This is a genomic window from Pseudoxanthomonas mexicana (assembly GCF_010093385.1).
Classification (GTDB): domain Bacteria; phylum Pseudomonadota; class Gammaproteobacteria; order Xanthomonadales; family Xanthomonadaceae; genus Pseudoxanthomonas_A; species Pseudoxanthomonas_A mexicana.
This window is the reverse complement of sequence record NZ_PDWV01000012.1, coordinates 34,537-61,128: the sequence shown is the minus strand read 5'-3', so window position 1 is coordinate 61,128 and position 26,592 is coordinate 34,537. Positions and strand designations below refer to the sequence as shown.

General features: G+C 64.0%; 24 protein-coding genes and 2 pseudogenes. 23 read left to right on the top strand and 3 right to left on the bottom strand.

Annotation, left to right across the window (positions count from 1 at the left end; all coding sequences use genetic code 11):
* Positions 1-19: 19 nt before the first annotated feature.
* The 3 genes from CSC76_RS06610 (at position 20) to CSC76_RS06600 (ending at position 3,416) form a co-directional block, all read left to right on the top strand.
* Positions 20-2,071 carry a ParB/RepB/Spo0J family partition protein gene (locus CSC76_RS06610; protein ID WP_060092101.1) on the top strand — a complete coding sequence of 684 codons (2,052 nt, stop codon included), beginning with the start codon at positions 20-22 and terminating at the stop codon, positions 2,069-2,071.
* Between the two features lie 65 nt (positions 2,072-2,136).
* Positions 2,137-2,349, top strand: a complete 213-nt coding sequence (locus CSC76_RS06605) for a hypothetical protein (RefSeq protein ID WP_060092103.1) — start codon at positions 2,137-2,139, stop codon at positions 2,347-2,349.
* A gap of 752 nt (positions 2,350-3,101) precedes the next feature.
* A complete protein-coding gene (locus CSC76_RS06600; protein WP_060092105.1) occupies positions 3,102-3,416 on the top strand; it encodes a DUF736 domain-containing protein in 315 nt (104 codons plus the stop codon).
* A 70-nt stretch (positions 3,417-3,486) separates the two neighbouring features.
* Here the strand turns inward: CSC76_RS06600 and CSC76_RS06595 are convergent, their stop codons facing one another.
* The gene (locus CSC76_RS06595) at positions 3,487-3,819 is read right to left on the bottom strand and encodes a helix-turn-helix domain-containing protein (protein ID WP_206533039.1); all 333 of its coding nucleotides are present in this window, start codon (positions 3,817-3,819) and stop codon (positions 3,487-3,489) included.
* 281 nt (positions 3,820-4,100) lie between these two features.
* Between CSC76_RS06595 and CSC76_RS19395 the strand changes: the two are divergent.
* From CSC76_RS19395 to CSC76_RS06545, 10 genes and pseudogenes are all read left to right on the top strand, one after another.
* Positions 4,101-4,220 (top strand): annotated as a pseudogene (locus CSC76_RS19395) (DUF2958 domain-containing protein); the annotation flags it as partial.
* Between the two features lie 37 nt (positions 4,221-4,257).
* Positions 4,258-4,458, top strand: a complete 201-nt coding sequence (locus CSC76_RS19390; protein WP_425500842.1) for a DUF2958 domain-containing protein — start codon at positions 4,258-4,260, stop codon at positions 4,456-4,458.
* 344 nt (positions 4,459-4,802) lie between these two features.
* Positions 4,803-5,573 (top strand): DUF2285 domain-containing protein, encoded by a 771-nt coding sequence (locus CSC76_RS06585; protein WP_162109265.1) that lies wholly within the window; start codon positions 4,803-4,805, stop codon positions 5,571-5,573.
* 111 nt (positions 5,574-5,684) lie between these two features.
* On the top strand, positions 5,685-5,969 hold the full coding sequence (locus CSC76_RS06580; RefSeq protein ID WP_060092109.1) for a helix-turn-helix transcriptional regulator: 285 nt from the start codon (positions 5,685-5,687) through the stop codon (positions 5,967-5,969).
* 14 nt (positions 5,970-5,983) lie between these two features.
* Entirely contained in the window at positions 5,984-6,841 is an 858-nt protein-coding gene (locus tag CSC76_RS06575; protein WP_425500841.1) for a replication initiator protein A, read from the top strand.
* A 265-nt stretch (positions 6,842-7,106) separates the two neighbouring features.
* On the top strand, positions 7,107-7,745 hold the full coding sequence (gene parA / locus CSC76_RS06565; RefSeq protein WP_060092113.1) for a ParA family partition ATPase: 639 nt from the start codon (positions 7,107-7,109) through the stop codon (positions 7,743-7,745).
* Complete coding sequence (locus CSC76_RS06560) at positions 7,742-8,026, top strand: chromosome partitioning protein ParB (RefSeq protein ID WP_162109264.1); 285 nt, start codon at positions 7,742-7,744, stop codon at positions 8,024-8,026. Before parA ends, CSC76_RS06560 begins: the two co-directional genes overlap by 4 nt.
* A complete protein-coding gene (locus CSC76_RS06555) occupies positions 8,023-8,568 on the top strand; it encodes a DUF2840 domain-containing protein (RefSeq protein WP_162109263.1) in 546 nt (181 codons plus the stop codon). Before CSC76_RS06560 ends, CSC76_RS06555 begins: the two co-directional genes overlap by 4 nt.
* The gene (locus CSC76_RS06550) at positions 8,565-9,164 is read left to right on the top strand and encodes a S26 family signal peptidase (protein WP_060092115.1); all 600 of its coding nucleotides are present in this window, start codon (positions 8,565-8,567) and stop codon (positions 9,162-9,164) included. Before CSC76_RS06555 ends, CSC76_RS06550 begins: the two co-directional genes overlap by 4 nt.
* A gap of 448 nt (positions 9,165-9,612) precedes the next feature.
* Entirely contained in the window at positions 9,613-11,616 is a 2,004-nt protein-coding gene (locus CSC76_RS06545) for a relaxase/mobilization nuclease domain-containing protein (RefSeq protein ID WP_024100077.1), read from the top strand.
* Between the two features lie 202 nt (positions 11,617-11,818).
* On the opposite strand, the gene CSC76_RS06540 is transcribed toward CSC76_RS06545, so the two are convergent.
* Positions 11,819-12,841 (bottom strand): AraC family transcriptional regulator, encoded by a 1,023-nt coding sequence (locus tag CSC76_RS06540; RefSeq protein WP_079280739.1) that lies wholly within the window; start codon positions 12,839-12,841, stop codon positions 11,819-11,821.
* A 221-nt stretch (positions 12,842-13,062) separates the two neighbouring features.
* On the opposite strand from CSC76_RS06540, the gene CSC76_RS06535 reads away from it, so the two are divergent.
* The 6 genes from CSC76_RS06535 to CSC76_RS06510 all read left to right on the top strand — a co-directional run bounded on the left by CSC76_RS06535 (position 13,063) and on the right by CSC76_RS06510 (position 22,504).
* Positions 13,063-15,324, top strand: coding sequence for a fatty acid desaturase (locus CSC76_RS06535; protein ID WP_162109262.1), 2,262 nt, complete (start codon positions 13,063-13,065; stop codon positions 15,322-15,324).
* Positions 15,325-15,390: 66 nt separating this feature from the next.
* The gene (locus CSC76_RS06530; protein ID WP_162109261.1) at positions 15,391-17,067 is read left to right on the top strand and encodes a GMC family oxidoreductase; all 1,677 of its coding nucleotides are present in this window, start codon (positions 15,391-15,393) and stop codon (positions 17,065-17,067) included.
* 174 nt (positions 17,068-17,241) lie between these two features.
* Positions 17,242-18,867 carry a long-chain fatty acid--CoA ligase gene (locus CSC76_RS06525; protein ID WP_274382085.1) on the top strand — a complete coding sequence of 542 codons (1,626 nt, stop codon included), beginning with the start codon at positions 17,242-17,244 and terminating at the stop codon, positions 18,865-18,867.
* Positions 18,867-20,603 carry an aldehyde dehydrogenase family protein gene (locus CSC76_RS06520; RefSeq protein WP_024100073.1) on the top strand — a complete coding sequence of 579 codons (1,737 nt, stop codon included), beginning with the start codon at positions 18,867-18,869 and terminating at the stop codon, positions 20,601-20,603. The genes CSC76_RS06525 and CSC76_RS06520 overlap by 1 nt, the downstream gene beginning before the upstream one ends.
* A gap of 681 nt (positions 20,604-21,284) precedes the next feature.
* Positions 21,285-22,229 (top strand): LysR family transcriptional regulator, encoded by a 945-nt coding sequence (locus CSC76_RS06515; RefSeq protein WP_024100072.1) that lies wholly within the window; start codon positions 21,285-21,287, stop codon positions 22,227-22,229.
* Entirely contained in the window at positions 22,226-22,504 is a 279-nt protein-coding gene (locus CSC76_RS06510) for an EexN family lipoprotein (RefSeq protein ID WP_024100071.1), read from the top strand. Before CSC76_RS06515 ends, CSC76_RS06510 begins: the two co-directional genes overlap by 4 nt.
* Positions 22,505-22,633: 129 nt before the next feature.
* On the opposite strand, the gene CSC76_RS06505 is transcribed toward CSC76_RS06510, so the two are convergent.
* A complete protein-coding gene (locus CSC76_RS06505; protein WP_162109260.1) occupies positions 22,634-23,614 on the bottom strand; it encodes an IS5 family transposase in 981 nt (326 codons plus the stop codon).
* 152 nt (positions 23,615-23,766) lie between these two features.
* Here CSC76_RS06505 and CSC76_RS06500 point away from each other — a divergent pair.
* From CSC76_RS06500 to tnpC, 4 genes and pseudogenes are all read left to right on the top strand, one after another.
* Positions 23,767-24,072, top strand: a pseudogene (locus tag CSC76_RS06500) (ISL3 family transposase); the annotation flags it as partial.
* Between the two features lie 79 nt (positions 24,073-24,151).
* Positions 24,152-24,574: a transposase gene (locus tag CSC76_RS06495; protein WP_041025200.1), complete on the top strand. Its 423-nt coding sequence runs from the start codon at positions 24,152-24,154 to the stop codon at positions 24,572-24,574.
* A 7-nt stretch (positions 24,575-24,581) separates the two neighbouring features.
* Positions 24,582-24,914 carry an IS66 family insertion sequence element accessory protein TnpB gene (tnpB, locus tag CSC76_RS06490; protein WP_024100067.1) on the top strand — a complete coding sequence of 111 codons (333 nt, stop codon included), beginning with the start codon at positions 24,582-24,584 and terminating at the stop codon, positions 24,912-24,914.
* A 64-nt stretch (positions 24,915-24,978) separates the two neighbouring features.
* Entirely contained in the window at positions 24,979-26,559 is a 1,581-nt protein-coding gene (gene tnpC / locus CSC76_RS06485; RefSeq protein ID WP_162109259.1) for an IS66 family transposase, read from the top strand.
* Positions 26,560-26,592: the final 33 nt, after the last annotated feature.

Sequence of the window (26,592 nt, the reverse complement as noted above, 5' to 3'; positions counted from 1 at the left end):
ACCGCTAGGAGTTATCACCATGAACGCCGTTACCAAGACCGAAATCCATGCCATCGAAACCGCCGCGCCGCTGGAAGTGGCCGACCCGACCAAGAACCTGATTCTGGTTCCGCTGTCGCAGTTGTTGCCGCGCCGTTCCAAGCGCAACGTCCGCACGACCCCGCGCCAGTCCATCCCCGAACTGGCCGCGAGCATCGCCCGCGTCGGCCTGCTGCAAAACCTCATCGTCATCCTGTCCGCCGATGGCGAGCAATACGAAGTGGTTGCCGGCGACCGCCGCCTGACCGCGTTGAAGCTGCTGGCGAAGAAGAAGCGCATTGCCGCCGACTACGAAGTGCCGTGCCTGCTGGTGGCCGATGCGTCCGCCCGTACCGTGAGCCTCGCCGAGAACGTGCAGCGCGAAGCCATGCACCCCGCCGACCAGTTCGCGGCCTTCGCCGCGCTGGTCAAGGAAGGCCGACCCATCGAAGACATTGCCGCCGACTTCGGCGTGTCCCCGCTGGTGGTGCATCGCCGCTTGAAGCTGGCGAACGTGTCGCCGCGCCTGATGACGGATTACCGCGCCAGTAGCGTGACGCTGGAACAGTTGATGGCCCTGACCATCACCGACGACCACGCCGCGCAGGAAGCCGCGTTCTATGGCGCGCCGGAATGGCAGCGCGGCGCATCCGCGCTGCGCGACCGCCTGACCGAGCGTGAAATCACCGCCACGCATCCGCTGGTGCGCTTCGTCGGGCTGGACGCCTACGAAGCCGCAGGCGGCGGCATCCGCCGCGATCTGTTCGCAGAAGGCGATGCCGGAACCTACCTGACCGATGCCGCGTTGCTGGAAACGCTGGTGCGCGCCAAGCTGGACGCGCAGGCCGAGGACGTGCGCGCCGAGGGTTGGGCATGGGTGGAAGCCGTGCCGCACATGAGCCACGCCGACCGGCAGGCGTTCCAGAGCGCCCCGCGCCAGCGCCGCGAACCGAGCGCCCGCGAAGCCCGCCGCATCGCTTCGCTGCAAACCCGTCTCGACAAGATCGACGCCGAACTGGAAGACGCCTACGACGCCGAGGACGAGGACAAGACCGAGGCGCTGGAACCGCGCCGCGAACAGGTGGCCGGGGAATTGCAGGCCGTGGAGGATGCCTTGCAGGGCTACGCCCCGGACGTGCGCGCCGTGGCCGGTGCCGTCGTCACCCTCGACCGCGAAGGCGAGGCCGTGATTCATCGCGGCCTGCTGCGAGAGGCCGAGGCCAAGGCGCTGCGCACGCTGGAAAAGCTGCGGCAGGGTTTCAGCGCGGGCGACAGTGCGAACGACGAGGAAGGTGACGACACCGACGAAGCGCCCAAGACCGCGAGCCTGTCCGACCGGCTGGCGCATCGGTTGAGCGCCCACCGCACGGCGGCGCTGCAAATCGAAGTGGCGCGGCATCCGCACGTCGCGCTGGCCGCGCTGGTGCATGGCATGGTGCAGGCCGTCTTGCAGGGCAGCCACTACGGCCACGACCTGCCGCTGGGCGTGAACCTGAAAGTGCAAGACCGGCTGGAAGGCATGGCCCCGGACATGCCGGAATCGCCCGCCGCCGTGGCGCTGCGCACCTTGCAGGAAGTCGCGGGCGAAGCGTTGCCGGAGGACGGCGCCGAACTGTTTGCCGCGTTGCAGGCGAAATCGCAAGACGAGCTGGTGCGCCTGCTGGCCGTGTGCGTGGCGTCCACGGTGGACGTGGTGACGCCCCGCGCTTCGCAGCACCAGCCCGGCGCGGAACTGGCGCAGGCCGTGGGGCTGGACATGGCCGCATGGTGGAAGCCGACCGCCGAAGGCTACTTCAAGCACGTTTCCAAAGCCGTGATTCTGGAAGCCGTGACCGAGTACGCCCCGGCGCACGTCACCCGGTTGGCGAAACTCAAGAAGGGCGACATTGCCAGCGAAGCCGAACGGCTGGCGGACGGCACCGGCTGGATGCCTGCGGTGTTCAAGGCCGAGGGCGCGGACGACACCACGGCGCAGGACGAGCCGCAGGCCGTGGCCGATGACGCGCCGGAAGCCCTCGAAGCCGACGACGAGGTGCAGGCGCTGGCCGCATGACCCTCACCACTACCGAGCGCCCCGGTTTTCGGCCGGGGCGCTTCGGCAAGCCCGGAGCCTTTCCCATGAATCGCCAGAACCCGACCGCCCGCCCGCGCATGGCAGCGGTCTATGCCCCCGGCACAGTGCGCGCCCGCCGCTGGCATGGCGATGGCGACGTGCGCGGCTACCGTCCGCCGCAGGGCTGGACGGCCTGCGCCGACCTGACCGACATTCACCCCATCACCGGCAGCGCCTTGTCGCGTTCGGTGTGGTGGATCATCGAAACCAAGGAATAACCGCAGCGGCCCCGGCGCGATGCGCCGGGGCCGTTCTCAAAATCCGGGCGCGGCGGTGGCCGCGCCCGGTTTCAATGTCCACAGCAAGACCGCCCCGTCGCCGCCTTTGACCAGGTGGCGACGGGGCGGGCGTGCAAGTGTCTTGCACGCGGCACGGCAATCGGCGCCCGCTGGCGCGGGCAGGATCTCGATGGCGCCCCGCCGCAATGGGCGGGGCTTGTGGGGCTACGCCCCGGCTTGCTGCGGCAGGTTGTGCGAAAGCGTGCCGTCCTCGACGCTGGCGGTTCGCCTGTACGTCACGAAGGACGGTTCACCGACACGCCGCCCGGCCTTGCCTTATGGAGCTTCCACGCCACCCCTCAAGCACGTTGCCGCCAGCGGCGGCAAGGGGCGTTCTCGCTTTGTCATTGGGGTTGGCCTTGCCCGCGTCAGGGCACAAGCCGGTGCAGCCGTCATGCGGGGATGCCGAGGTCGGCCATGTCTCCTTTCGGGAGCGGGCGGCCCCTGCGTCCTTGGCTTGTCGTGAATCCTGGTGAGGGCACGGCTGCGCCTTGGGCTTCATGGCGGCAACCTTCCAGCGAAAACAATTTCCCCTGCGCTACGCGCATTCCTCGCGGGACAAATTCTTTTCGCTTTCAGGTGCTCCCCGGGGTTGCGCCCGCTGCGCGGTGCCGCCAGCCCATCCCCCCCCGGCCGGTTCACAACAAGGACGCGATGGGCGCGACCTTGTTCAACCCGAAAGGAGAAACATCATGGCTAACATCGGCACCTTCACCGCAGAGAAAGACGGCTTCACCGGCACGCTCCGCACCCTGACGCTCAACGTCAAGGTCAAGCTGGTTCCCAACGACAAGGGCGACAGCGAGAACGCCCCCGACTTCCGCGTGCAGGCGGCAGGCCACGACATCGGCGCGGCGTGGAAGAAGACCAGCGAGGCCGGACGCCCTTACGTGTCCGTGACCCTGGACGATCCTTCGTTCCCGGCAACGGTCTATGCCCGCCTGATCGAGAACGAGGACGGCACGCACGACCTGATCTGGTCGCGCAGCAAGCCCAAGGCGGCCTGACGGTCACCCACCGCGCCCCGCCCATTGCGGCGGGGCGCCGGGCTGCTGGCGCAGCACGTCACGCACGCGCCTACGGCGCGTCGCTTTCCTTCGAGATGGCCTCAAGCTCTTGGCGCACCAGCGCCAAGATCTGCTCGGTCTTGCGCGAACTGTCGCCGGCATACGCCAGCGTCAGCAACGTCAACGGATGCACTTCCATGACCTCGCACAGCGCGGTCAGCTTATGCAGGGTCGGGCTTTTCAGATCGCGCTCCAGCGAACTCATGTAGGTGCGGCTGGACACGTCCGAAAAGGCTTCCTGGCTCAAGCCGCGCGCCTTCCTGACCGTCCGTATTGCCGTCGCCAATGAGTGTTTCGCTGTCACCAACTTGGTTTCCCCGTAAAAACCAAGATGACAGCCCATTGAACCCAATAGGGCTACAATCTAAAGTGTTCATTTGGCGATGTTGATTTCCGTATTCGTGCCTTTACGGAAATCCGCATCGGCGGATTCCGACAGAACCGGGGAATCGCATCCGTGTCTTTCCGGCTTCCTACAATCCCGCCTACGCGCATGCGTTCTTCTACGGATGCGATGGTTTGCACATCCGTGCTTGCGCACGAAAGCACGGAAACGGTTTGGCGGTTCCGTGCTTCGACGCAGAAGCGCATCCGCGCATCCTCGGTTTCGTGGAGGTTCCGGCCATGACCCTGCCGCTTCTCACCGCCGACGAACGCGCCCGGCTGCTGGCCCACGGCGCGGCACGCGCTGCCGGCCAAGGCATCGACCCGATGCCCGTGGTGCGACTGTTCACGCCGGACGCGCACGCGACCTGGCTGCTGGTGTCGCTCGATCCCGCCGATGGCGACACGGCCTACGGCCTACGGCCTGATCGACCTCGGCATCGGGATGCCTGCGCTGGGAACGGTCAAGCTCTCCGACCTGGCCGGCATCGTCGGGCCGCGCAAACTGCCGGTGCGGCGGGATCGGTATTTCCAGGCGGTGCGCCCGCTGTCGGAGTATATCCGGCTGGCCCAGGAGAACGGTTCGATCACGGACTGATGAACGCCAGCGCAGTCCGGCCAGCCGGGGCGCATTGAGACTATTTCAGTCTTACTCAAGACCGGACAGGTCTGGATCGGCATTGATGCACCGAAGCGGTGCCAGCCTGATGCAGGCAGTCATGATCTTTGGCAAGGACTGCGGCACGGTATCCGATGCCGCGCACCATTTCCGGGTTGTGCGGCCGTCGCATTCAGACGATTTCCGCAACACGCCGGAGCCAAACGGTCTTGACACCGACAGTTACAGCTTAACCCGATCTTGATGACGACCTGATGGCGATTCGATAGCTCCCGCACGGCGGAATCCGTGGCGACGCATCCCGAGCACAGGGAGGTTTTGCCATGACTGATCGCAGCGCCGAACACTGGTATCCGACAGCGGCCTATCTCTACGTCCTGCACCTCGATGGCCCCGCGCTGGCCTGGGAATACCTGCGCCGGAATCCCGGCTACCGCCGCGACTGGCTGCACCGTCGCCGCTGGCCGGACGCGGCGCAGGCGGGGGGCCTGCGCCTGCTGGAAGACCCGGCGCTGGATGCGCGCGACGCGCATCCAGCCTGGTTCCCCGATCACGATGCCGTGGAGCAGCTCTACCCGGATGACGACCCGCCACCCGAAGCCCATGCCTTCGAGTTCTGGCGCGTTCCTGGCCGCAAGCAACTGATCCACGACGGCAAGCGCCTGGTGCTGGTGTCGCACTGGCCCGGCTGCTGCCTGCGGCTCGCGCTCGGGCCGGGCCTAGAGGACGGCATGGCCTACCTCTACGCCACTCGGGCCTGCGCCACGCCGTGCGCGCGCTATCGCACGCTCGCGGCCGGGCTGGACGCCCTGGCCGTGGCCACCGCCGCCGCGCCTGCGGCGGCGGCCCGTTCCCGGCCCCCGCCGGCCGCGCTGCTGGAACTGCATACGCTCCAGGCGCTCGACGCGACCCTGGCGGGCGCGTCCTTGCGCGAAATGGCCGAAGGTCTGTTCGGTGCCGATGCCGTCGCCGCCGACTGGCACACCGACAGCGCCTTGCGCGCCCGCGTGCGCAGGCTGGTGCGCCGTGGGGATGCGCTGATGCGCGGCGGCTATCGCCGCCTGGCACAGCTTCCGCCGCTGCGGTTGCAGTAGGGGGGACGTTTCGCGTCCCCCGCAGATCGTCCCTTCGCGGGGGGCCGCGCTTACTTGAAAGTGCCTCTATCCGGCCGCGTGGTGCGGCCGGGCTTGATGGAGGTTCATCCCATGCGACCTGCTCCCTTGCGGCCTGCCGCCGCTGCTGTCACTGCACCTGCGCAGCCCCAACGCTACCTGACCAACGACGAAGCCGCCGAGTACCTGCGCCTCAGTCCCCGCACGCTGGAGAAACAGCGCGTGGTCGGCGGCGGCCCGAAGTTCCGCAAGTTCGGCCGCCGCGTCATGTACGCCGTGTCCGACCTCGACGCCTGGGCCGACCAGCGCAGCTACGAGGCGACTTCCGACCCGGAATATGCCGAACGCCATGCGGGCGACTACCGTGACGGCCGCTGATCGCTGGCGCGTGGGTGGCCGTCGCCATGTCCAGCCCGCCAGGGCAAGCCTTGCCGCAGCGCGAACAGCTCGACCTGTTCCGCGCGCTGCCGGGCGACATGGCACCCCGCGACAGCCAGGACTTGATGGCCTTTCCGTTCTTCTCGCTGGCGAAGTCGCGGCGCACGGCGCCGATCGACTTTCGCGCCGGCGGCATCACCATCCGCGTGGAAGGCACGGCCGAGCATGGCATCGCAACGATATGGGATGCCGACGTGCTGATATGGGCCGCCTCGCAGATCGTGGAGGCGCGCGACGCGGGCATCCGCCCCTCGCGCTGGATACGCGCCACGCCCTACGAGATCCTGCGCTTCATCGGGCGCGGCACGTCCCTCAACGACTACCTGCGGCTGAAAGCCGCGCTCGACCGGCTGCAATCGACCACGGTGGCCACGTCCATCCGCGAAACCACGGGAAGGCGATTGCATCGCTTCTCGTGGATCAACGAGTGGAAGGAACTGGCCGATGCCAGCGGCGTGCCGCTGGGCATCGAACTGATCCTGCCGGACTGGTTCTATGCGGGCGTGCTCGATGCCGCCCTGGTGCTGACCATCGACCCGGCCTATTTCCGCTTGAAGGGCGGCATCGAACGCTGGCTGTACCGCCTGGTGCGCAAGCACGGCGGGCGGCAGGAACACGGCTGGCAATTCGACTTCAAGCACCTGCACCGCAAGTCGGGCAGCGCGGCGCGCTTCTCGGACTTCGCCTACGACCTGCGCGCCCTGGTGGCGCGGCAGTCGCTGCCCGGCTACGTCCTGGGCATCGAGCGGATGCCGGACGACGGACAAGAACTGCTGACCTTCCGGCCCGTGCTGCACACGGCACGGGGATAACTGCGGGAAAAGGTGTGGACGGCCTCGTGCTATCAGGAGTACCAGGTATCGTGCTATCGGGAGTACGCCTATCGTGCTATCAGGAGTACGAAAGCGCCGGAAAGCCAATAACGGCGCGGGTTTGCGTCCCCTCTAACTTCCCTAACAAGAAATACATAACTTTTAGTAGAAGCGCGCCGTTTCGGTGGACAACCATCAAACGGCACGGCGAACAGCGTTTCGCACGGCAGGCAAAGCTTGGCTTTCCAGTCAGGAGGGCCACGCCATGATCGTCGCGCTGCTCAACCAGAAAGGCGGCGTCGGCAAGACCACGCTCGCCACACACATCGCCGGCGAGCTGGCGCTGCGCGGGCAGCATGTCGTGCTGCTCGATGCCGACCCGCAAGGCTCATCGCTGGACTGGACGCAGCGCAGAAGCCAGCAAGGCTTGCCACGGCTGTTCAGCGCCGTGGGCCTTGCCCGCGAAACGCTGCATCAGGAAGCGCCAGAACTCGCCAGGCGGGCCGATCACGTCATCATCGACGGCCCGCCGCGCATCGCCGCCTTGGCGCGCTCCGCGCTGCTGGCGGCCGAGCGCGTGCTGATCCCCGTGCAGCCCAGCCCCTACGACCTCTGGGCCAGCGCCGAGATGGTGGCGCTGATCCGCGAGGCGCAGGTGTTCAGGCCTGCGCTGCGCGCGGCCTTCATCATCAACCGGCGCGTCAGCACCACCATCATCGGCCGCGAGGCGCGGCAATCGCTGGCCGAACAGCCGCTGCCCGCGCTGCGTTCGGAAGTGCATCAGCGCATCGTGTTCGCCGACAGCGTGGCCGCTGGCCGGCTCGCACGCGAGACAGCGCCCGACAGCGCCGCCGCCCGCGAAATCACCGCCCTGGTGGACGAACTGCTGCGGTGGCCGACATGACAGCGCAGCAGCCACCCAACACCAAACGCACGGGCAAGCGCGTTGGCATCGGCGCACGTCCTCCTGCGAATCCACACGCCGAGGCGTGGATTCGCCAGGGCGATGCCGATGCGCTGGGCAAAGGCGACCTCTACACCGCGCGCCTGACCCTCGACATCACACCCGCCATGCGGGCGCGCATCAAGGTGTCGGCCTTCACGCAAGGCGTGACCGTGGCCGACCTGCTGCGCGGCCTGCTGGAGCGAGAGTTTCCAGAACACCGCAGGGAGAACACACCATGACCGCATCCGCTTCGCCCGCCGCTGGCGCGGCCACGGCTGCACCGTCGCTACATCCCGCGGTACTCGCCGGCCAGGCCGGCAACGTGCCGCTGACGCGCGTTTCGCTGGCCTACCTGGAACATCGCTTCAAGCTCTACCTGCGCTTTGGTGAACCGGCGCGCACGCTGCGCCTGGACGACTGGCGGCGCTGCGCGGTGTTCCTGCCGGGCGCGATGTTCTGCCGCATCCGCTGGCAGGCCAACGATTACGGCACGATCCGCTGGCAGCTCATGGTGATGCAGGCTTGCACACCGCTGGACGCGGCACAGCGCATCCCCGGCGTGCAGCCGGGCGCGCGCCTGCTGCTGCACACCGAAGGCGATGCCAACGTGCGCGCCGTGCTGGAGCGCATCGACGGCATCGAGGCGCTGGGCATCGCCGTCATCGACGTGTCGCCCGCGTACTGGCGCACGCTGGGCAACCGTCTTGCGGCTCGCCTTGCGCTGCCCGAATACACCACCGGGCGGCACGCTGCTTGGCTGGCCGGGGAGGTGCTGCCATGACCGCCCCGACCACCACACCCAAGGCGCTCGACGTGGCGCCGCGTCCTCGCTCACGCCTGCGCGCTCGCATCGTCGTGGCGACACTGGCCGCCATCGGCTTCGCTTCGCTGGCCTGGGCGGCTTTCGTGTCGCCGCTGCCGCGTCTGACCTACAACCCGTCCGACAGCGTGGCGGTCGGCTGGTATCGCATCGAACCGCTCGATTCGCACACCACCTCGCTGCCACGTCCTTTGTCCGTGGACAGCATCGTGCTGGTGCCGCTTCCGGCTACGGCCGCCGCGCTCGCTGCGCAGCGCGGCTACCTGCCGACGCGCGTTCCGCTGCTCAAACGTGTGGGCGCAGTCGCGCCGCAACACGTCTGCATAGCCGCAGGTCAGGTACGCATCGACGGCATGCCTTCGGCCGCCGTGCTGCCTGCCGACCGGATGGGTCGGGCGCTGCCGTCTTTGCACCTTTGCCGACGCCTCGAACCGGGCGAGCTGTTCCTGTTGAGCGTGACCAATCCGGCATCGTTCGACAGCCGGTATTTCGGCCCGGTCAGCGCATCCGCCGTGATCGGCATCGCCCGTCCGGTGTGGCTGGAGTCCCGCCCATGATGGCCGCCGATTCGCTGCACGTTGCCGTGCATCTTCTCGTGCCATCGGGCGTGTCGATCCCGTGGCTTTCCGCGTGTCATCGCGCATGCAGTGCGAGCGCCGATCCTTCGTATCGGGCGCCGCACTTCGCGCTGCCTTCCCATGTGCAGGCGTCTTGCCTTGAACGCGCCCGGCCTATGGCCGTCGCCGCGTTCGCCGGCGCGCTGGCTGCACGCGCAGCAGCGCCACCGGGCCGCCGCTGCCCGGAGCGACAGCGAAGGGCAAAGGCGGAAGGCAAGACAAAAGGACGCGGCACCGGGCCGCGTCGAAAGCCAGTCTGCACGTGGGGGTGGCGCGGCACGGAGCGGCTTCGCCGCCGTGCCGCGTATGGCGCGAGGCCCGCGCCAATGCAGGCATGTCCGCGTGCTTCGCACGACAGGACACGCCAGAGCTTGCAGGGAGCACAGCCATGAGCGACCGCCGCGATGACGATTTCCGCGTGCACCCGAACCCTCCAAAGGCCCCGAAGAACCGGGGCAAGGGCCAGGGGCAGAGCTTCGTTTCCAAGGTGCTCAAGCAGACGGGCAAGGCCAGCAGCGGCAAGTCCACGGTGCGCCGTCCTGGCTCGGCGGGCGGCACCGGCCAACGGCCCGGATCGCGCCTGGGGCGCGGCCATACGGCGGCGCGCTTTGCGGGCGCGAAGCTGACGCCGATGTCCCGGCGCGTGACCATCAAGACGCTGCTGGTGAATCACCAGCGGGCCAGCCCGCAGTCGCTTGCCAAGCACCTGCGCTACATCGAGCGCGATGGCGTGGGTCGCGACGGCGAGCCGGGCCAAGCCTATAGGCCGCAGACAGACATGGCCGACCTCGACGCCTTCAAGGAACGCTGCGCCGACGACCGGCACCATTTCCGCTTCATCCTCTCGCCCGAGGATGGCGCGGAGCTGGAAGACCTGCGCACCTACACGCGGCACCTGATGCAGCGTATGGAGGCCGACCTGGGCACGGGCCTCGATTGGGTGGCCGTGAACCACTGGAACACCGACAACCCGCACACGCACATCGTCGTGCGCGGGCGCGACGACACGGGCAAAGACCTCATCATCGCGGGCGACTACATCGCCGTTGGCTTCCGCCACCGCGCCGCCGAGCTGGCGACCGAATGGCTGGGGCCGCGCACCGAGCTGGAGATCCAGCAGACCTTGCAGCGCGAGGTGGAGCAAGAGCGGTGGACGAGCCTGGATCGCACCCTCAAACGAGAAATGGGCGAGGCCGGCGGCGATGGCCTGGTGCATACCGAACGGCTCAACGAACCCCGCTTGCAGCGCCGGCGCCTGCTGCTGATCGGCCGCCTGCAACGCTTGCAGCGCCTGGGCCTGGCCGACGAGACGCGGCCGGGCACCTGGGCCGTCCATGCCGATGCAGAGAAGACCCTGTGCGCCCTGGGCGAGCGCGGCGACATCATCCGCACGATGCAGCGGGCCATGCGCGGCGAGCCGCGCGAGCTGGCGGTGTTCGAGCCGGGGGACGACGGCCGAACCATCCTCGGCCGCGTGGCCGCGAAGGGGCTGGCCGACGAGTTGCGCGACCGGGGCTATCTGGTCATAGACGGCGTGGACGGCAAGGCCCACTACGTCGCGCTCAACGCCCGCGACGAGCTGGCGAACTATCCGACCGGGGCCGTAGTGGAGGTGAAGGGATCGGCCGATGTGCGCGCGGCCGACAGGAACATCGCCGCGCTGGCGAGCGATGGCTTGTACCGCACCGACCACCACCTCGCCATCGCGCAGGGCCAGGTCGTACCGGGCCGCGACCCGCAGGAAGTTGTGGCGGCCCATGTCCGCCGCCTGGAAGCTCTGCGCCGGGCGGGCATCGTGGAGCGTGTGGCGGAAGGGCTATGGAAGGTGCCGGGCGACCTGCCCGAGCAGGGCCAGCGCTACGACGCGCAACGCCTGGGCGGCGTGGCCGTGGAGCTGAAATCGCACCTGCCCATCGAGCGGCAGGCACGCGTGATCGGGGCCACCTGGCTCGACCAGCAGTTGATCGGCGGCGGCTCGGGCCTGGGCGACCTGGGCTTTGGCGCGGAGGCCAAGCAGGCGATGCAGCAGCGCGCCGACTTCCTGGCCGAACAGGGGCTGGCCGAGCGGCGCGGGCAGCGTGTGATCCTGGCGCGCAACCTGCTGGGCATGCTGCGCAACCGGGAACTGGCGCAGGCCGCGAAGGACATTGCCGGCGAAACCGGCCTGGAGCATCGCCCGGTGGCCGACGGGCAGCGCGTGGCCGGCATCTACCGCCGCAGCGTCATGCTCGCCAGTGGGCGCTACGCGATGCTGGACGATGGCATAGGATTCAGCCTGGTGCCCTGGAAACCGGTAATTGAACAGCGCCTGGGGCAGCCGCTTGCGGCCATAGTGCGCGGTAGCGGGGTATGTTGGGAGATCGGGCGTAAACGCGGGCCTGCTATCGTTTGAGACGATGGACAAAACGTTTTTTTCCATTCGATACCGAAGGCCTGCAATGTTTCGATCAAGAAAGCATCGCACGCGCACGGGGCATCTGCTGGCTCTACACTTGATCAAAATATTCGGCAAAAATTTGGCCGAATATAGTTCAGTCGCACGAACTTTTCTGGTGTGTCATCAAGCATATCCTTCACATTCCAAGAGCCATCAATTACCTGGATTCACCCGCCGGCTCTTGCACTCTTGCCGACCAATCCGACGGCGCCATACCTTCCCAGCGCCGGAATGCGCGCCTGAAACTGGCGATGTCCGCATAGCCCAAGAAATAGGTCACTTCTTTGATGGAAGACCCTTTTCTGAGCAGTTTTAACGCCATGCGATGCCTAATTGATTCCACTATTTCACGGTAAGTGGTTCCTTCTTCGATCAAGCGCCGATGAAGTGTCCGAGGCGTCGTGCTCAGCAGCCGTGCACATACGGTGAGATGAGGAATTGGCGGAAGCCGTTCTAGAACAATTTTCTCCAATTTCGAGCCTGCGCTCCTGTTATCTCCAGTTTCATTTAACTCTTCGACGCAGAAGCGTACTGCCTCTGTTAGAACCAATGGATCGTATTTCTGGGTGACTTCTTCGGCAGCAGAAATATCAAAAGATAAACCTGACCATTTCTGATTGTATCGAACTGCGCAGCCGTAAACGCCGCGTGCCAGTGCCGCATGAGGCGGCTCAGGAAATTGAAAGTAAGCCATATTGCAGGCACTGCGACTCAGAAATATGTCGTCGGCGATATTTTTGACTGCAACCATCGCGATTTCCGTCACCGTGTTGCTTGCAGAACCCAGACCGATCGCCGGTTCAAACCAGACCTCCAGACTTCCATTTACCTCGCGGGTATGAATACTGATAGCCTCCGTTCGGATGCAGACAAAACGCTCGACGATTTGCATGGCTTCACGGATGCTGCGGCTTGCCGCAGCCGCCATGCCGAGGACACCATGGGTTGCTGTAAGCAAACGACGCCCAGCCAATACCCCGAAGCCCGTCTCACGCGACAGACTGACGGCGCGGGTGATCAGCTCTCCAAACTTTTCGACGGCAACTACCGCCGACGCATCGGCAAGATCATCTTGCTTGAGGTCGGAAATGGCCAGCCACGCCACGGTATCCACGCCCAGTTCAGCCGCTTGATCTGCAATTTGCCGCAGGTAGGTGACTCGAACAGTTTTTGGGTTCACGGTTGTCTCGCTCCATGTTCTTGTGCCGGCCGGTGGCCGCCCTGAGGAGTCCGACACGCTCCTCAGCCTTCTTCCTCTGATGACTATCAAAACGATCCTACACGTAGCGGCAGGTGCTTGGCAAGAAATGCACCATGTTTGTCAGTTTATGCGCTTGCGACAGAAAGTGGTGGCGAAGTCTAATAAAAAAGGAAAAAAACATTCATTAGGAGACAATTGCGATGAATTTTCTTCACGGAAGAAGCTTGCACCAAGCGGAGATAAACGGGCAGACCATCACCGTCGAGCCCGATGAAACTTTGCTGGAGGCAGCGCAACGCCAGAACATCAACATTCCCTCCATCTGTCGTGTCGGCGGCTGCGGGACTTGCAAGTGCAAGCTCAAGAGCGGCAAGGTTGACGAACTGACCGAGACGGCGTACCTGCTGACGGAGAGGGAAATCTCCGACGGGTTCATATTGGCCTGCCAGAGCCGCCTGCGCAGCGATGTGAAGATCGAGCTGGATCGGGAGGGTGCGATCGATGGCCCTCCGGTCAAGGGCGTGATCGTCGGCAAGCAAATGCTGACTCACGACATCGCGAGAATCGACATTCAACTGGACACGCCGATTCGCTATCGTGCCGGCCAGTTTGCAGAGGTCACGCTGACTTCGATGTGGGATGCTCCTCGCAGCTATTCATTCTCGGCCGCACCTGGCAATGATCGCCAAGTGAGTTTCACGGTGCGCCGTGTGCCGGGGGGGCGGGTGTCCGGGCATCTCGTGGACCAGGCGCATGTGGGCGAATCGGTCGCCGTGCGCGGCCCCGGCGGTCACTTTTACATGCGCCCGGGCCGGGGGCCAGTCCTTATGGTGGCTGGGGGCAGCGGCTTGGCGCCCATCCTCGCGATGCTTCAAGACATGAAGCGCTCGGGCGACACGCGGCCGGTGACGGTGCTGTTTGGCGCTCGGAGCCAGAAGGATCTGTACGCGCTCGACGAGATGGCAGCCTACGAAAAGGATTGGCCGAACTTCCGGTTCGTGCCGGTTCTGTCCGAGGCCGACCCTTCATCGCCCTGGGACGGGCGCACTGGCTTGGTGACGGAGCCCATTCCAGAACTGCTTGGGGGCGCCACGTCGGCTTATCTGTGCGGCCCGCCGGCCATGATCGACTCGGCCATCGCCGTCCTGCGCCAGCGTGGTATTGCAGACACGAATTTGCACGCGGACCGCTTCGTCGATCAGGCGCCCAAGCTCCACACCGGCTTCTACGGCGCTGTCGGCTTGCCTACCGTTGAGCGTGTGCCAGCCAATATCTTGGACTATCTGAAGTTCTTCCTTTTGCATGGGGCGGGGATCGGTGCTTTGGTCTCCATTCTGGCGGGCGGCGCCTACACCAGTTTGGGGCTGCTCGGCTTTCTCGCCTTCTACGTTGGCGGTGATGCGCTGTTGGGCAACGATACCCGAACGCCAAAATACAAATCACCGTGGATTCTCACGGTGCAACTGTGGTTCATCCTGCCCCTGGTGGCGCTGATCGTATTTGCCTACATCTGGACGCTTTCTTCCGGTGATCCGTTGGGATTCGGCGCATGGGTAGCCCATCTCACCCACTATGACGTTCTGGCCGCCCGGGAGGCGACGGGCTTTTGGCACCACCTCACTGGAGGCATATTGACTGGCTTCGTGATTGGCGTGCTGGGAACGATCACGGCGCACGAATTGACGCATCGCACTTGGGAGCCGGTCTCGATGTTCATTGGCCGTTGGCTGCTGTCTTTCAGCTTCGACGTGGGATTCGCCATCGAGCATGTCTACGGGCATCACCGCTATGTGTCGACCGAGCATGATCCGGCCACGGCCCCGCGAGGACGCAATGTGTATCAGCACATCGTAATCTCCACCATTCGCGGCAACGCCAGCGCCTGGCGCATCGAAGCCGAACGCCTCAAGCGCAAGCATCTTCCGGTGATCTCCTTGCGCAACGCCTATATCCGCGGATTGCTCATGAGTGCGGTGCTCGTGGCGATCGCCTACTGGATGGCGGGATGGATCGGCGTGCTTGGATTTACCGGCAGCGCGCTGTGGGGAAAATCCCTGCTCGAAATCGTGAACTACATGGAGCATTACGGCATGGTGCGCGCTCCCGATCAGGCTGTACAACTACGGCACTCATGGAATACCAATGCCAGAATGAGTTCCTGGGCCATGTTCAATCTAAGTCGGCATTCGCACCACCATGCCCAAGGCGAGGTGCCTTACCAGAACTTGATGCCCTTGCCGGAGGCCCCGACAATGGCCGCTGGCTACCTTACCACGATACTGCTGACGATGATTCCGCCGCTTTGGCAGCGAATGATGATCCCCAAGCTCATGGAGTGGGATCGGCACTACGCCACGCCAGAGGAGAGGGAGTTGGCGCTGCGTGCAAACCAGAAAAGTGGCCTGAAGGCATTGCGTTTCTACGACCCACGCCAATGGAACAAGGAATTGGCGGCTGGCTGAACACGCTCGCTGCTCCTTCCACTCCCTTCTTTCAATTCGGAGCCATCGGCTCCTTCGTGGGCTCTTATGAATTTCGATTACATCATCTTAGGCGGCGGCTCTGCCGGCGCCACCTTGGCCTCGCGGCTGAGCGAAGACTCCCGCATCAGTGTTTGCCTGCTTGAGGCGGGCGGACAAGGCGACTCATTGGTCGTCCGCATGCCAGCTGGAACGGTGGTCATGATGCCAGGCAAGGGCAAGATCAATAACTGGGCATTCAACACCGCACCTCAGCCGAACCTCAATGGTCGGCGGGGCTATCAACCGCGGGGCCGCGCCCTTGGCGGATCTTCGGCCATCAACGCCATGCTCTATGTCCGTGGACAGCGTCAGGACTACGATCACTGGGCCGACCTGGGGTGTCAAGGGTGGGACTGGAACTCGGTGCTGCCGTATTTCCTGAAGGCAGAGAACAACGAGCGTGGAGCGAGCAAGCTCCATGGCGGGAATGGACCTTTGCATGTGTCCGAGCAGCGTAGCCCCAGGCCGATCACGCTTGCGTTCATTGAGGCAGCCAAGCAGCGCGGCATTCCGTTTCGTGCCGCTTTCAATGATGGAGACAACGAAGGCGTTGGCTTGTATCAGGTCACGCAATTCCACGATGCTGCCCGCCGAGGCGAGCGTTGCTCCGCTGCAGCCGCATACTTGCATCCTCTGCGGGGGCAACGGCCGAATCTCACGATCAAGACGAATACCCGCGCCAGCCGGATCATCTTCGAGGGCAAGCGCGCCGTGGGCGTGGCCTACCATGCCGGCGGTGCCGAACACGAGGTCAGGGCCAAGCGGGAGGTCATTCTGGCTGCCGGCGCCTTTGGTTCACCGCAGATTCTTCAGCTGTCCGGCGTCGGGCGCCCGGAAGACATCACCCATCACGGCATCCGCATGGTGCATGAGTTGCCCGGTGTTGGCCAGAACTTGCAGGATCACCTGGATTTCATTCTGGCCTACACCTCCCAGGACACTGACAACTTCGGCATCGGACTCAAAGGGTCAGTGGACATGCTGGGCCACATTTCCAGTTGGCGCAAGGATGGCAGCGGCATGCTTGCCACCCCATTTGCCGAGGGCGGCGCATTCTTCAAGAGCGCCCCTGACGTGGATCGGCCGGATTTGCAACTGCACTTCGTGATCTCGATCGTGGACGACCACGCGCGCAAACTGCATGTTGGGTATGGTTTCTCGTGCCACGTCTGCAATCTGCGCCCTTACTCGCGTGGCGAGGTGTTCTTGCAATCACCCAACCCGCTGGACGACCCAGGAATTGATCCGCGCTTCCTGTCTGACGAGCGTGACGTGAAGCTCCTGGTCCAAGGGGCCAAGGCCACACGAGAGATAATGCTGGCATCCCCCTTGGCCAAGTACCGTGGGCGCGAATTGTTCGGCGTTACCGATGGCATGAGTGATGCGCAATGGGGCCAGCTCATTCGAGATCGATCCGACACCATTTACCACCCGGTCGGCACCTGCAAGATGGGTGTGGACCCAATGGCCGTGGTCGATGCGGAGCTGAAGGTACATGGTCTGCAAGGTTTGCGTGTCGTCGATGCCTCCATCATGCCGACTTTGATCAGCGGCAACACCAACGCGCCAACGATCATGATCGCCGAGAGGGCTGCGGACCTCATTAAACGAGCACATGGACACCCAGCCCAGATTTCCCGAAAGAACGAACGCCAAGCATACGAGAGCGCACTCCTCAGGTAAATCTGGTGCATTACTTCTTGCATACCAATAGAAAAACCTCTTAAAGGCCGCTGGCACGATGCTTGCGCTTGGTGGACCGTCTACTTCAGTCTCCATTCGCCTCAATCCTCTGGTTGTCGACGTCGGCCTCAAATACCAATTCTGAAAGAAAGTAGAAAAATGCTCGGAAAAATGATGCGCGAGCCTTTGCTCGTCTCCAGTCTCATCGCCCATGCTGCGCGTTACCATGCCGATACGCCAGTCGTTTCCGTCAACACCACGGGCGGGATCGAACACACGACCTGGGGTCAAGTCGAGATCAATGCGCGACGCCTGTCGTCAGCGCTGGCCAAGCTGGGCGTGCAATCGGGCGAGCGTTGCGCGACCATTGCATGGAACAATCGGCGACATTTGGAAATTTACTATGGCGTTTCCGGCGCGGGCATGGTGTGCCACACAGTCAATCCGCGCCTGTCCGCCGAAACCCTGATCTACATCGTCAACCACGCCGATGATCAGGTGCTGTTCATCGACCGGACCTTTCTGCCCATTGTGGCCAAGCTTCGGTCGGCATTGAGCACCGTCAAACATGTCATTCTCATGGGGCCACGCGATGAGGAGGCATCGGGCATGTTGGATGGCTTGCAGTTCTACGACGAGGTGGTCGCCTCGGGCGACGCCGACTACCCGTGGCCGAGCATTGACGAGGATCTACCTTCTTCGTTGTGTTACACCTCCGGCACTACGGGACATCCGAAGGGTGTGCTTTACAGCCACCGCTCCACGGTGCTGCATGCGTTGGCGGGCAACAGCCCGGACGGCATTGGCGTTTCGGCCCGCGATGCTGTCATGCCGGTTGTTCCCATGTTTCACGTCAACGCCTGGGGAGTGCCCTACATTGCGGCGGCGCAGGGAGCGAAACTGGTATTGCCTGGCCCGAACCTTGACGGCCCAAGTCTCGCCACCCTGATCGACGACGAGGAAGTCGGTCTGGCACTTGGCGTTCCCACGATCTGGATGGGACTGCTGGCGGCGTTGAGGGCGCGCGGCACCAAGCCCAAAAGCTTGAAACGCACCATCGTTGGCGGCGCGGCACTGCCGCCGTCGATGTTCGCCGCGTTCCGGGACGAGTTCGGTGTCGAACTGATCCATGCCTGGGGCATGACCGAAACGAGCCCGCTGGGCACCCTGAATCAACCACTGGCTCGCCACATCCATCTTGATCCTCAGCGGCAGAGCGAAGTGCGACTGGGGCAGGGACGACCACCCTACGGCGTTCAGCTGCGCGTGGTCGATGACGGCGGCGCAGTCTTGCCGAACGACGGCAAATCCCCGGGCAAACTACAGATCAGGGGGCACTGGATCGTCAGCAGCTACTTCGGCGCCGAATCCAGTGCGCTGACCAGTGATGGCTGGTTCGACACCGGTGATATAGCAACGCTTGATGTCAACGGCTATATGGTCATCCGCGACCGCGCCAAGGACATCATCAAGTCTGGTGGAGAGTGGATTTCATCGGTCGAGATCGAGAACATCGCTATCGGACATCCTGCCATCGCCAATGCGGCGGCCATCGGCGTGCCCCACCCGAAGTGGGACGAACGACCGGTTCTGGTCGCCGTGAAAAAGGAAGGCGCGAATGTGTCCGAAGCGGACCTTCTGGCCTGCTTCAAAGGACGCCTGCCGGACTGGCAGATCCCCGACAAAGCCGTCTTCGTTGATGTGCTGCCACTCAGTGGCACGGGGAAGGTGCTCAAGAACAGGCTCCGCGAAGCCTACGGCAGCCTCCTGACCGGCAATACCACGGAGAGCACGCAGTGATGGGGGCCGCTCTCCCAAATTTCGATATTCAGGCCCTGTTGGATCAGGACTTGCAGGCACTGGATGGGGCCAAGCACCACTGGGCAAAAACCTCGGTCGCCGATCGGATTGCTATTCTCGGCCGCATCAAGCCAGCGCTGATGCAGGTTGCGCAGGGGTGGGCGGAGACAGCTGCCCGGAAGAAGCGCATTCCGCATGCATCGCCGCTGGCCGGGGAGGAATGGCTCTCCGGCCCCTACGCCCTCATGGGCGCCTGCAACGGGTTGATGCAGACACTCGGTGCCATTGATAGAAAGGAATATCTTGAGCACTTGCCCTTGGGCCACCTCAAGAATGGGCAATTGGCGGTTAGAGTTCTGCCCCATTCGATCTGGGATCGGTTGCTCCTATCCGGGGTCTCAGCTGAAGTCTGGATGCAAAAGGGAATCTCCGAGGCCAGTCTCGCTCAACATGCGGCGGTCGCCTATGACATCCCTCCCGAACAGCGGCGCGGTAAGGTGGCCCTAGTCTTGGGGGCAGGCAACATCGCGGCCATCTCGCCTCTCGATGCATTTCAGAAGCTGTTTATCGAAAACCAGGTGGTTCTGCTGAAGATGAATCCGGTCAACGACTACCTGACCGACTATCTCAAGGCAGCCCTGCGGCCCCTGATCGAATGCGACGCGCTACGCATCATTCGCGGCGATGGCGCCGTGGGTGCCTACCTGTGCGAGCATCCGCTGGTAGAGGAAATCCACATCACCGGCGCAAAGGCCACCCACGATGCCATCGTCTGGGGCATCGGAGAAGAAGGCGCACGCAACAAGGCCGCGAATACACCGAAGAACCATCGAAAGATCACGTCCGAACTGGGCGCAGTCTGCCCCACCATTGTGGTGCCCGGGCCGTGGTCGAACGCGGACATCCGCTTTCAGGCCGAACAGATAGCAACGCACAAGTTGCACAACTCCGGCTTTAACTGCGTGGCGTGCCAAACCTTGATCGTGCCTCGTGGCTGGCGACACACGGACAAACTTTTGGCTGCTGTGTCCAATGTCATGTCGCGCTTCGGGCAGCGGGAGGCCTACTACCCTGGCAACGAGCAGCGCATCGAAGAGTTTGCCGCCCACGCCGGAGGTTCGGATGCGATCGACCGTGGTCTGCTTGCGCCTGCGTGCATTCTTGCGAACATGGATCGGGGCGATGAGCCATGGCTGGCGCAGCACGAAGTCTTCGGCACGGCGTTAGCAATAAAGTCCTTCGAATATAAAGATGCGGGGTCGTACCTTGAATCAGCCATTGCGTACGCTAATGACCGTTTGTACGGCACCCTGGGGGCAAATATTCTGATTCACCCCAAGACTGTGCGAGAGATCGGTCGTCAACGCTTCGAAGAACTGCTTCAAAAGCTGCGCTACGGCACCATCGCCGTGAATGCTTGGACCGGATTGGGATTTCTGCTTGCACCCTGCCCCTGGGGAGGATTTCCCGGAGGGTCGTCGCGCGATCCGCAATCTGGTATTGGGACGGTACATAACTCGTTCATGCTTGAAGGAACGGAGCGTACCGTCATATCCGCCCCATGGCGACCATTCCCTCGCAGTCTGCTCTCACTGCATCCAACGCTCCTTCCTCGGCCACCTTGGTTCATCACGAACCGGCGGCAAGATGTGATTGGCCGTCTCTTGACCGACTTCCAGTTCAAACCCAGCTGGACCAAGCTGCCGAGGATTTTCGTCAACGCCCTGCGTGGGTGACGGCGAGAAATTCATACCAATTTGAAAGGATTTTCAGTTTACCCAAGCAAGTCTGGAGGTGAATCAAGGGCTCTTTCGCTACAGACTCTTTCCGACTTTGCGTGGGTTAAGCAGTTGCGGGCCTATCTGAACGAAGTTGTGCTTGCCTGTGCTCAGGAAGAATACGGTTCACCTGGTGGCGAAGCGGGTAGACGCGCGCCTTGCGCTTAGCCGCATGGAAGAAGCCGTTGGTCTGACGGACTTGCGTCTAGGCAACGATGTCCTCGAAATGTTTGCGGATCAGACAAGCGCCCCTCCTCGGCTCAACCCCGGAGCGCATGAAGGTCGTGTACCACTGGGTGCGCATCTCGCACGCAACGATGGTCTGCTTCCGAACGGGGAACTCGTGCAGCCGCTTTCGGTAAAGGCTCGCGCGCCGTGCGCTTGGTCGCAACTTGGGTGATGAGGCTGCTCAGATCGGCCCGTAGGAAGGCGGGCTGGCGGATGCGGTCTCTGATCAACGCCCAGCATGAGCCCTCGAGATCCGGTTCGATCTTCTGTCCAAGGTGAGGCGTCTAGTCAACATCGCTTGTGGCGTGGGCAACGAAGTAGAACTTATCGAAGGCAATGCGCGCGTTGGGGCAGGTCACTCGGCCATGCATCACCACAAGGCTTTGCCAGTCACCTAGTGAGGAACGGGATATGGAACTTCGTCATTTGCGCTGCTTTCTGGCTGTGGCCGAAGAACTCCACTTCGCCCGCGCCGCCGAGCGATTGTATATCGAGCAGTCGCCGCTATCGCGCGCCATCAAGGAACTGGAAGAAGAACTAGGCGTGATTTTGTTTGCTCGCACCACACGCAGCACGCGGCTAACCCGAGCCGGGAATCTGTTCCTTGAGCACGTGCGTCGCGTGTTTGCTGCCTTGGAACAAGCGCGTGACAGCGTGAAAGCGGCAGCCAATGGCTTTCACAGGCAACTGCGCGTGGCTCTGTCCGACGGTATCACGCTGTCGCGCCTATCCGCTTTGCTTGTACTTTGTCGCCAAGAAGAACCTGAGGTCGAGATTCGCCTCTTCGAGGTGCCGCTGTCGCAGCAGATCAAAGGGCTACATGACGATCTCTATGACGTAGGGTTCGCCCAGTCCAACGAAGTTGGCAATGGCATCGTTTCCGTGCCCGCTTGGAGCGATGCGCTGATAGTGGCAGTGCCCGCTCGGCACCCCCTACTGGCACATAAGCGCATTCCTTTAGACGAACTTTTGCGCTATCCGTTGGTCTTGTGCGATCCACAGGCATGTGAAGGCCATGCCAAGCACGTTGAGCGGGTGCTACGCCGCGCGGATATGGAGCCACTGATTGCAGAGCGGGTGGCATCCACTGACCTGATGATGGCCCTGGTATCAGCCGGCTTCGCGCTGGGACTGGTCGGCGCCGCACGCATTGCTGCCAATCGCGAGCCTGGCGTCGTGGCCCGGCCGTTGGCATCGCGCGTGCCGCCTTTGACAACTTACCTGCTGCGTCTCGAAGGCAACTCGTCCGATGTGCTGGCGCGGTTCATTGAGCGCGTGCAGGCCGTCGAGTCACCGGAGTCGCCCGGGCCCATACCGGACCTCCATCCCGATCCACCGGAGGAACCGAGGCCGTGAAGAAGATCATCCCCTTCCTGTTCGTGGCAGCCCTGACAGCCTGCGGCCAGTCCGAGACGCCTCAAAAGGCCGCCGTCTCAGAGGTCAGCATTCCAACGGTGGAAGAACTGGCAGCCAACCCCGAACGGCTCAAGGAGCTGCGGCGGCAATGCAAAGCCGGCCGCCCCAAGTTGGGTGACCTTCTGTGCAACCGGGTCGCCGAAGCCACGCGCAAGCGGTTCTATGGCGACGGCGAAACCCCGTACGCGCCACCGAAAGAATCGCCGAAGTTCTGACTGTTGGCGGTTAGGGAAGGTCTGAACAGGGCAAGAACGCGATGGCATTGAGCCGTGCGAACTGGTTCGGCCCGGAAGAGTGCCGGCGCTTCGAGGATTTTGGGCGCATCGCGCCGCGTTGTTCGTGCGTCATGCCATCTGCAGGCGGACGACTCCCACCATCGCCATCAACTTCTTGCGCGCCATCCACAGGTTCGACAGCGCGAAGAGGGTGACCACGTGGGCCGTGTTCTTCGCCAACCCCCGGAACCTGACCTTCACCAGCCCGAACTGCCACTTGATGACCCGAAACGGGTGCTCGACCTTTGCGCGCACGCTGGCCTTGCGGTACTCCTGCTTCCTGAGCCTCTGCTTCGCACGCCCCTCGGGCAGCTTGGCCATGTCGCTGGGCCGGCCGGCGATGTGCCAGTGCCGATCATCTCGGGTCACTCGGCGCTGCGCGCCCCGGTAGCCCGAGTCGGCCCACACGTCTTGTTCCTTGCCATGCAGCAGATCGCCGATCTGTTCGACGTCGGACTCGTTGGCCGCCGTGGTGGTGACCGTGTGAACCAGACCACTGTCGGCATCCACCGCGATGTGCGCCTTCATGCCGAAGTGCCACTGCTTGCCCTTGCGGGTCTGGTGCATCTCGGGGTCGCGCCCACCCTCGGCGTTCTTGGTCGAACTCGGCGCGGCGATGATCGTGGCGTCCACGATGCTGCCGCGCTTGAGCAGCAGGCCTTTGCGGGCCAGGTGCGCGTTGACCGTCTTGAGGATGTCCTCGGCCAGGTCGTTGGCCTCCAGCAGGTGGCGGAAGTTTAGGATCGTCGTCTCGTCAGGGATCGCCGCCAGATCCAGCTCGGCAAACGTGCGCAGCGAGGCGATCTCGTACAGCGCCTCTTCCATCGCCGGATCGCTCAGCGCGACCCAGTTCTGCATCAGGTTCACTCGCAGCATCGCCTCCAGCGGATACGGCCTGCGGCCCCGACCCGCCACCGGGTAGTGCGGCTCGATCACCTTGAGCAGCGCCTTCCACGGCACCACCACTTCCATCTCGCCGAGGAAGACTTCGCGCCGCGTCTTCTTCCTCTTGCCCGCTTGCTCCGCGTCCGAGAAACTGATCTGGCTCATCGATGTGGCTCCGCTGCGTGACCCTGTGCCTCATGCAAGAAACATGCACTTGTTCAGACCTTCCTTAGCCGCATCACCTCATTATTTTTGCCTCTCTTGAATTCCGAGTGGGTAATCTTGGGCCTTGGTGGGCATAGAAGCGGGGGGCAGTGATGACGGCCAAGCTGTTTGAGGTGGCGCTGGGGATTGCCCAGCCCTGGGTGGTGGACACGGTGGAGTTCGACGAAGCGGCCAAGGTGCTGACGGTGCTGATCGACTTCAAGCCGGGCACGCGCTTCACGATCTCCGGACACGAAGGTGCGCACCCGGTGCACGACACCGTGACCAAGACCTATCGGCACCTGAACTTCTTCCAGCACGAATGCCACCTGCAGGTGCGCACGCCTCGTGTCAAGCTGCCCAACGGCTCGGTGCGCCTGGTCGAGCCGGACTTTGCCGGGCGCCTGTCGGGCTTCACGCGTAACCGTCCGGCCAACCCACCTTGAATTGCCGCAGCCGGCCCTGGATGCTTGTGTCCACGAACAAATGCGTGGACACATGGACACTTCCCAACCCGATCCCGGTGTGGCGCGGCCACCCAAGCGGAGCTGGCGGCGGCACTGCGATGAGTTCAAGTCGCATGTCATCGCGATGGCCCGCCAAGGCCATGGCTCGGTCGCCGCAGTGGCGCTTGCCAACGGCCTGAACGCGAACATGCTGCGACGCTGGGTGCGGGAGTCGGAGATGGCCGACGATGCATCCGCGGCGACGCGCACCCAGGCCGCCATGAGCCCACCCGCATTCGTGCCGGTGACGCTGGCCGACTTCGGTGATCGAACACCTGCCGCGCCCGAGCCGAGCGCTGCCCCCTCGGCATCCGAACGCGTCACGGTGGAGATCCGCCGCGGCACCACCAGTGTCAGCGCCAGCCTGCCGATGGACGCGCGCAGCGCCGCCTGGCTGCGCGACGTACTGGCTTGAGACGCGCATGATCAAGGTCGATGCTGTGTGGCTGGCCGTACAGCCCCTGGACATGCGCCTGGGCACCGAGGCCGCACTCGCCCGCGTGGTCGGCGTCTTCGGCGCTGCGCACCCGAACCATGCCTACCTCTTCGCCAATCGGCGCGCCAACCGCATGAAGGTGCTGGTGCACGACGGCATCGGCGTGTGGCTGGCCGCTCGCAGGCTCAACGCCGGCAAGTTCGTCTGGCCCGCCGACGCCAGCGCCACGCTGCAGCTGACGCGGCCGCAGTTCGATGCCCTGGTGCTGGGCCTGCCCTGGCAGCGGCTGGGCGATGCGGGGATCATCCGTGTGATCTGAACCACCCTTGCAATTGCCGGATGTGCCGATGCGCAGGGCGCTTCGGCGCGGCAGGATCACGTCCATGATCAGCGCCGAGCAACTGGACACCCTGCAGCCGCAGATGCGCCAGGCCGTGCAGTCGCTGCTGGCGCAGATCCAGCAGCGCGACGCCGAGATCGCCTTCAAGCAGGCGTTCATCGACAAGCTCACGCACGAGATGGCCGTGCTCAAGCGGATGAAGTTCGCCGCCACCAGCGAACGCTTCGCTGCCAGCCTGGCACCCGAGCAAAGGAGTCTGCTGGAGGAGACGCTGGACGCCGACCTGGCCGAACTCGAACGGGAGATCGAACGCGAGCAGGGCCAGGCCGACGACAAGGCCAAGGACAAGACCGAGAAGAAGACGCCCAAGCGCACCCCGTTGCCAGCGCATCTGCCGCGCCGCGACGTGCTGCACGAGCCGGTGGACACCACCTGCAATTGCGGGCAGCCCCTGCAGCGCTTCGGCGAGGACGTGGCCGAGCGGCTGGACTACCAGCCCGGCGTGTTCAGCGTCGAGCGCCATGTGCGTGGCAAGTGGGCATGCCGCTGCTGCGAGCGGATTGTTCAGGCGCCGGTGCCGGCACACGTCATCGACAAGGGCATCCCGAGCGCCGGCCTGCTGGCGCACCTGCTGGTTGCCAAGTTCCTGGATCACCTGCCGCTGTACCGCCAGGAAGCCATCTTCGAGCGCGCCGGCCACCTGATCGCCCGCTCGACGCTGGCGCAGTGGGTCGGCGAGTGCGGGGCGCAATTGCAGCCGCTGGTCAACGCGCTGGCCGACGAGTTGCGCCGCCATGCGGTGCTGCACGCCGACGAGACGCCGGTGGCCATGCTCAAGCCCAAGCACCTGAGCGACGGCAAGACGCACAAGGCCTACATCTGGTCGTACTGCACCACGAGCTTGAACGCGACGAAGGCCGTGGTCTTCCAGTTCACCGAGGGCCGCAGCGGCGAGAACGTTCAGCAGTTCCTCAAGCTCGACACCCCGCGAGCCTGGCAGGGAACGCTGGTTACCGACGGCTTTGGCGGCTACACCGCCACGACGACCAAGGGCGTGACATCGGCGCAATGCATGGCGCACGCGCGCAGGAAATTCAACGACCTGTGGGCCAACCACGCCAGCGCGGTCGGCCACCAAGCGCTGCGCTACTTCCAGGTGCTGTTCAGTATCGAGCGCGAGATCGAGGAACTGCCTGGCGATGAGCGCAGGAAGATACGGCAGCGCAAGTCACGTCGGGTGCTAGCGGTCTTGCATCGCTGGTTGCTCAGACAGCGGCAGTTGGTGCCGCCGGGCTCGGCCACGATGAAGGCCATCGACTACAGCTTCAAGCGCTGGACGCAACTCACGCGCTTCGTGCAGGACGGCGATGTGCCGATCTCCAACAACTGGGTGGAGAACCAGATCCGGCCCATCGCCATCGGCCGCTCGAATTGGCTGTTCGCCGGCAGCCTGCGCGCAGGCCAGCGGGCGGCGGCCATCATGAGCCTGCTGCACTCGGCGCGCATCAACGGGCATGAGCCCTACGCCTACATCAAGAACGTGTTGGAGCGCCTGCCCACGCACCCGGCCAGCCGCATTGATGAGTTGCTGCCGCATCGCTGGAAGCTTGCGGCAGCCCCGTAGCAGCGCGCCAGATCAAAGGAATGCAAATCCGTC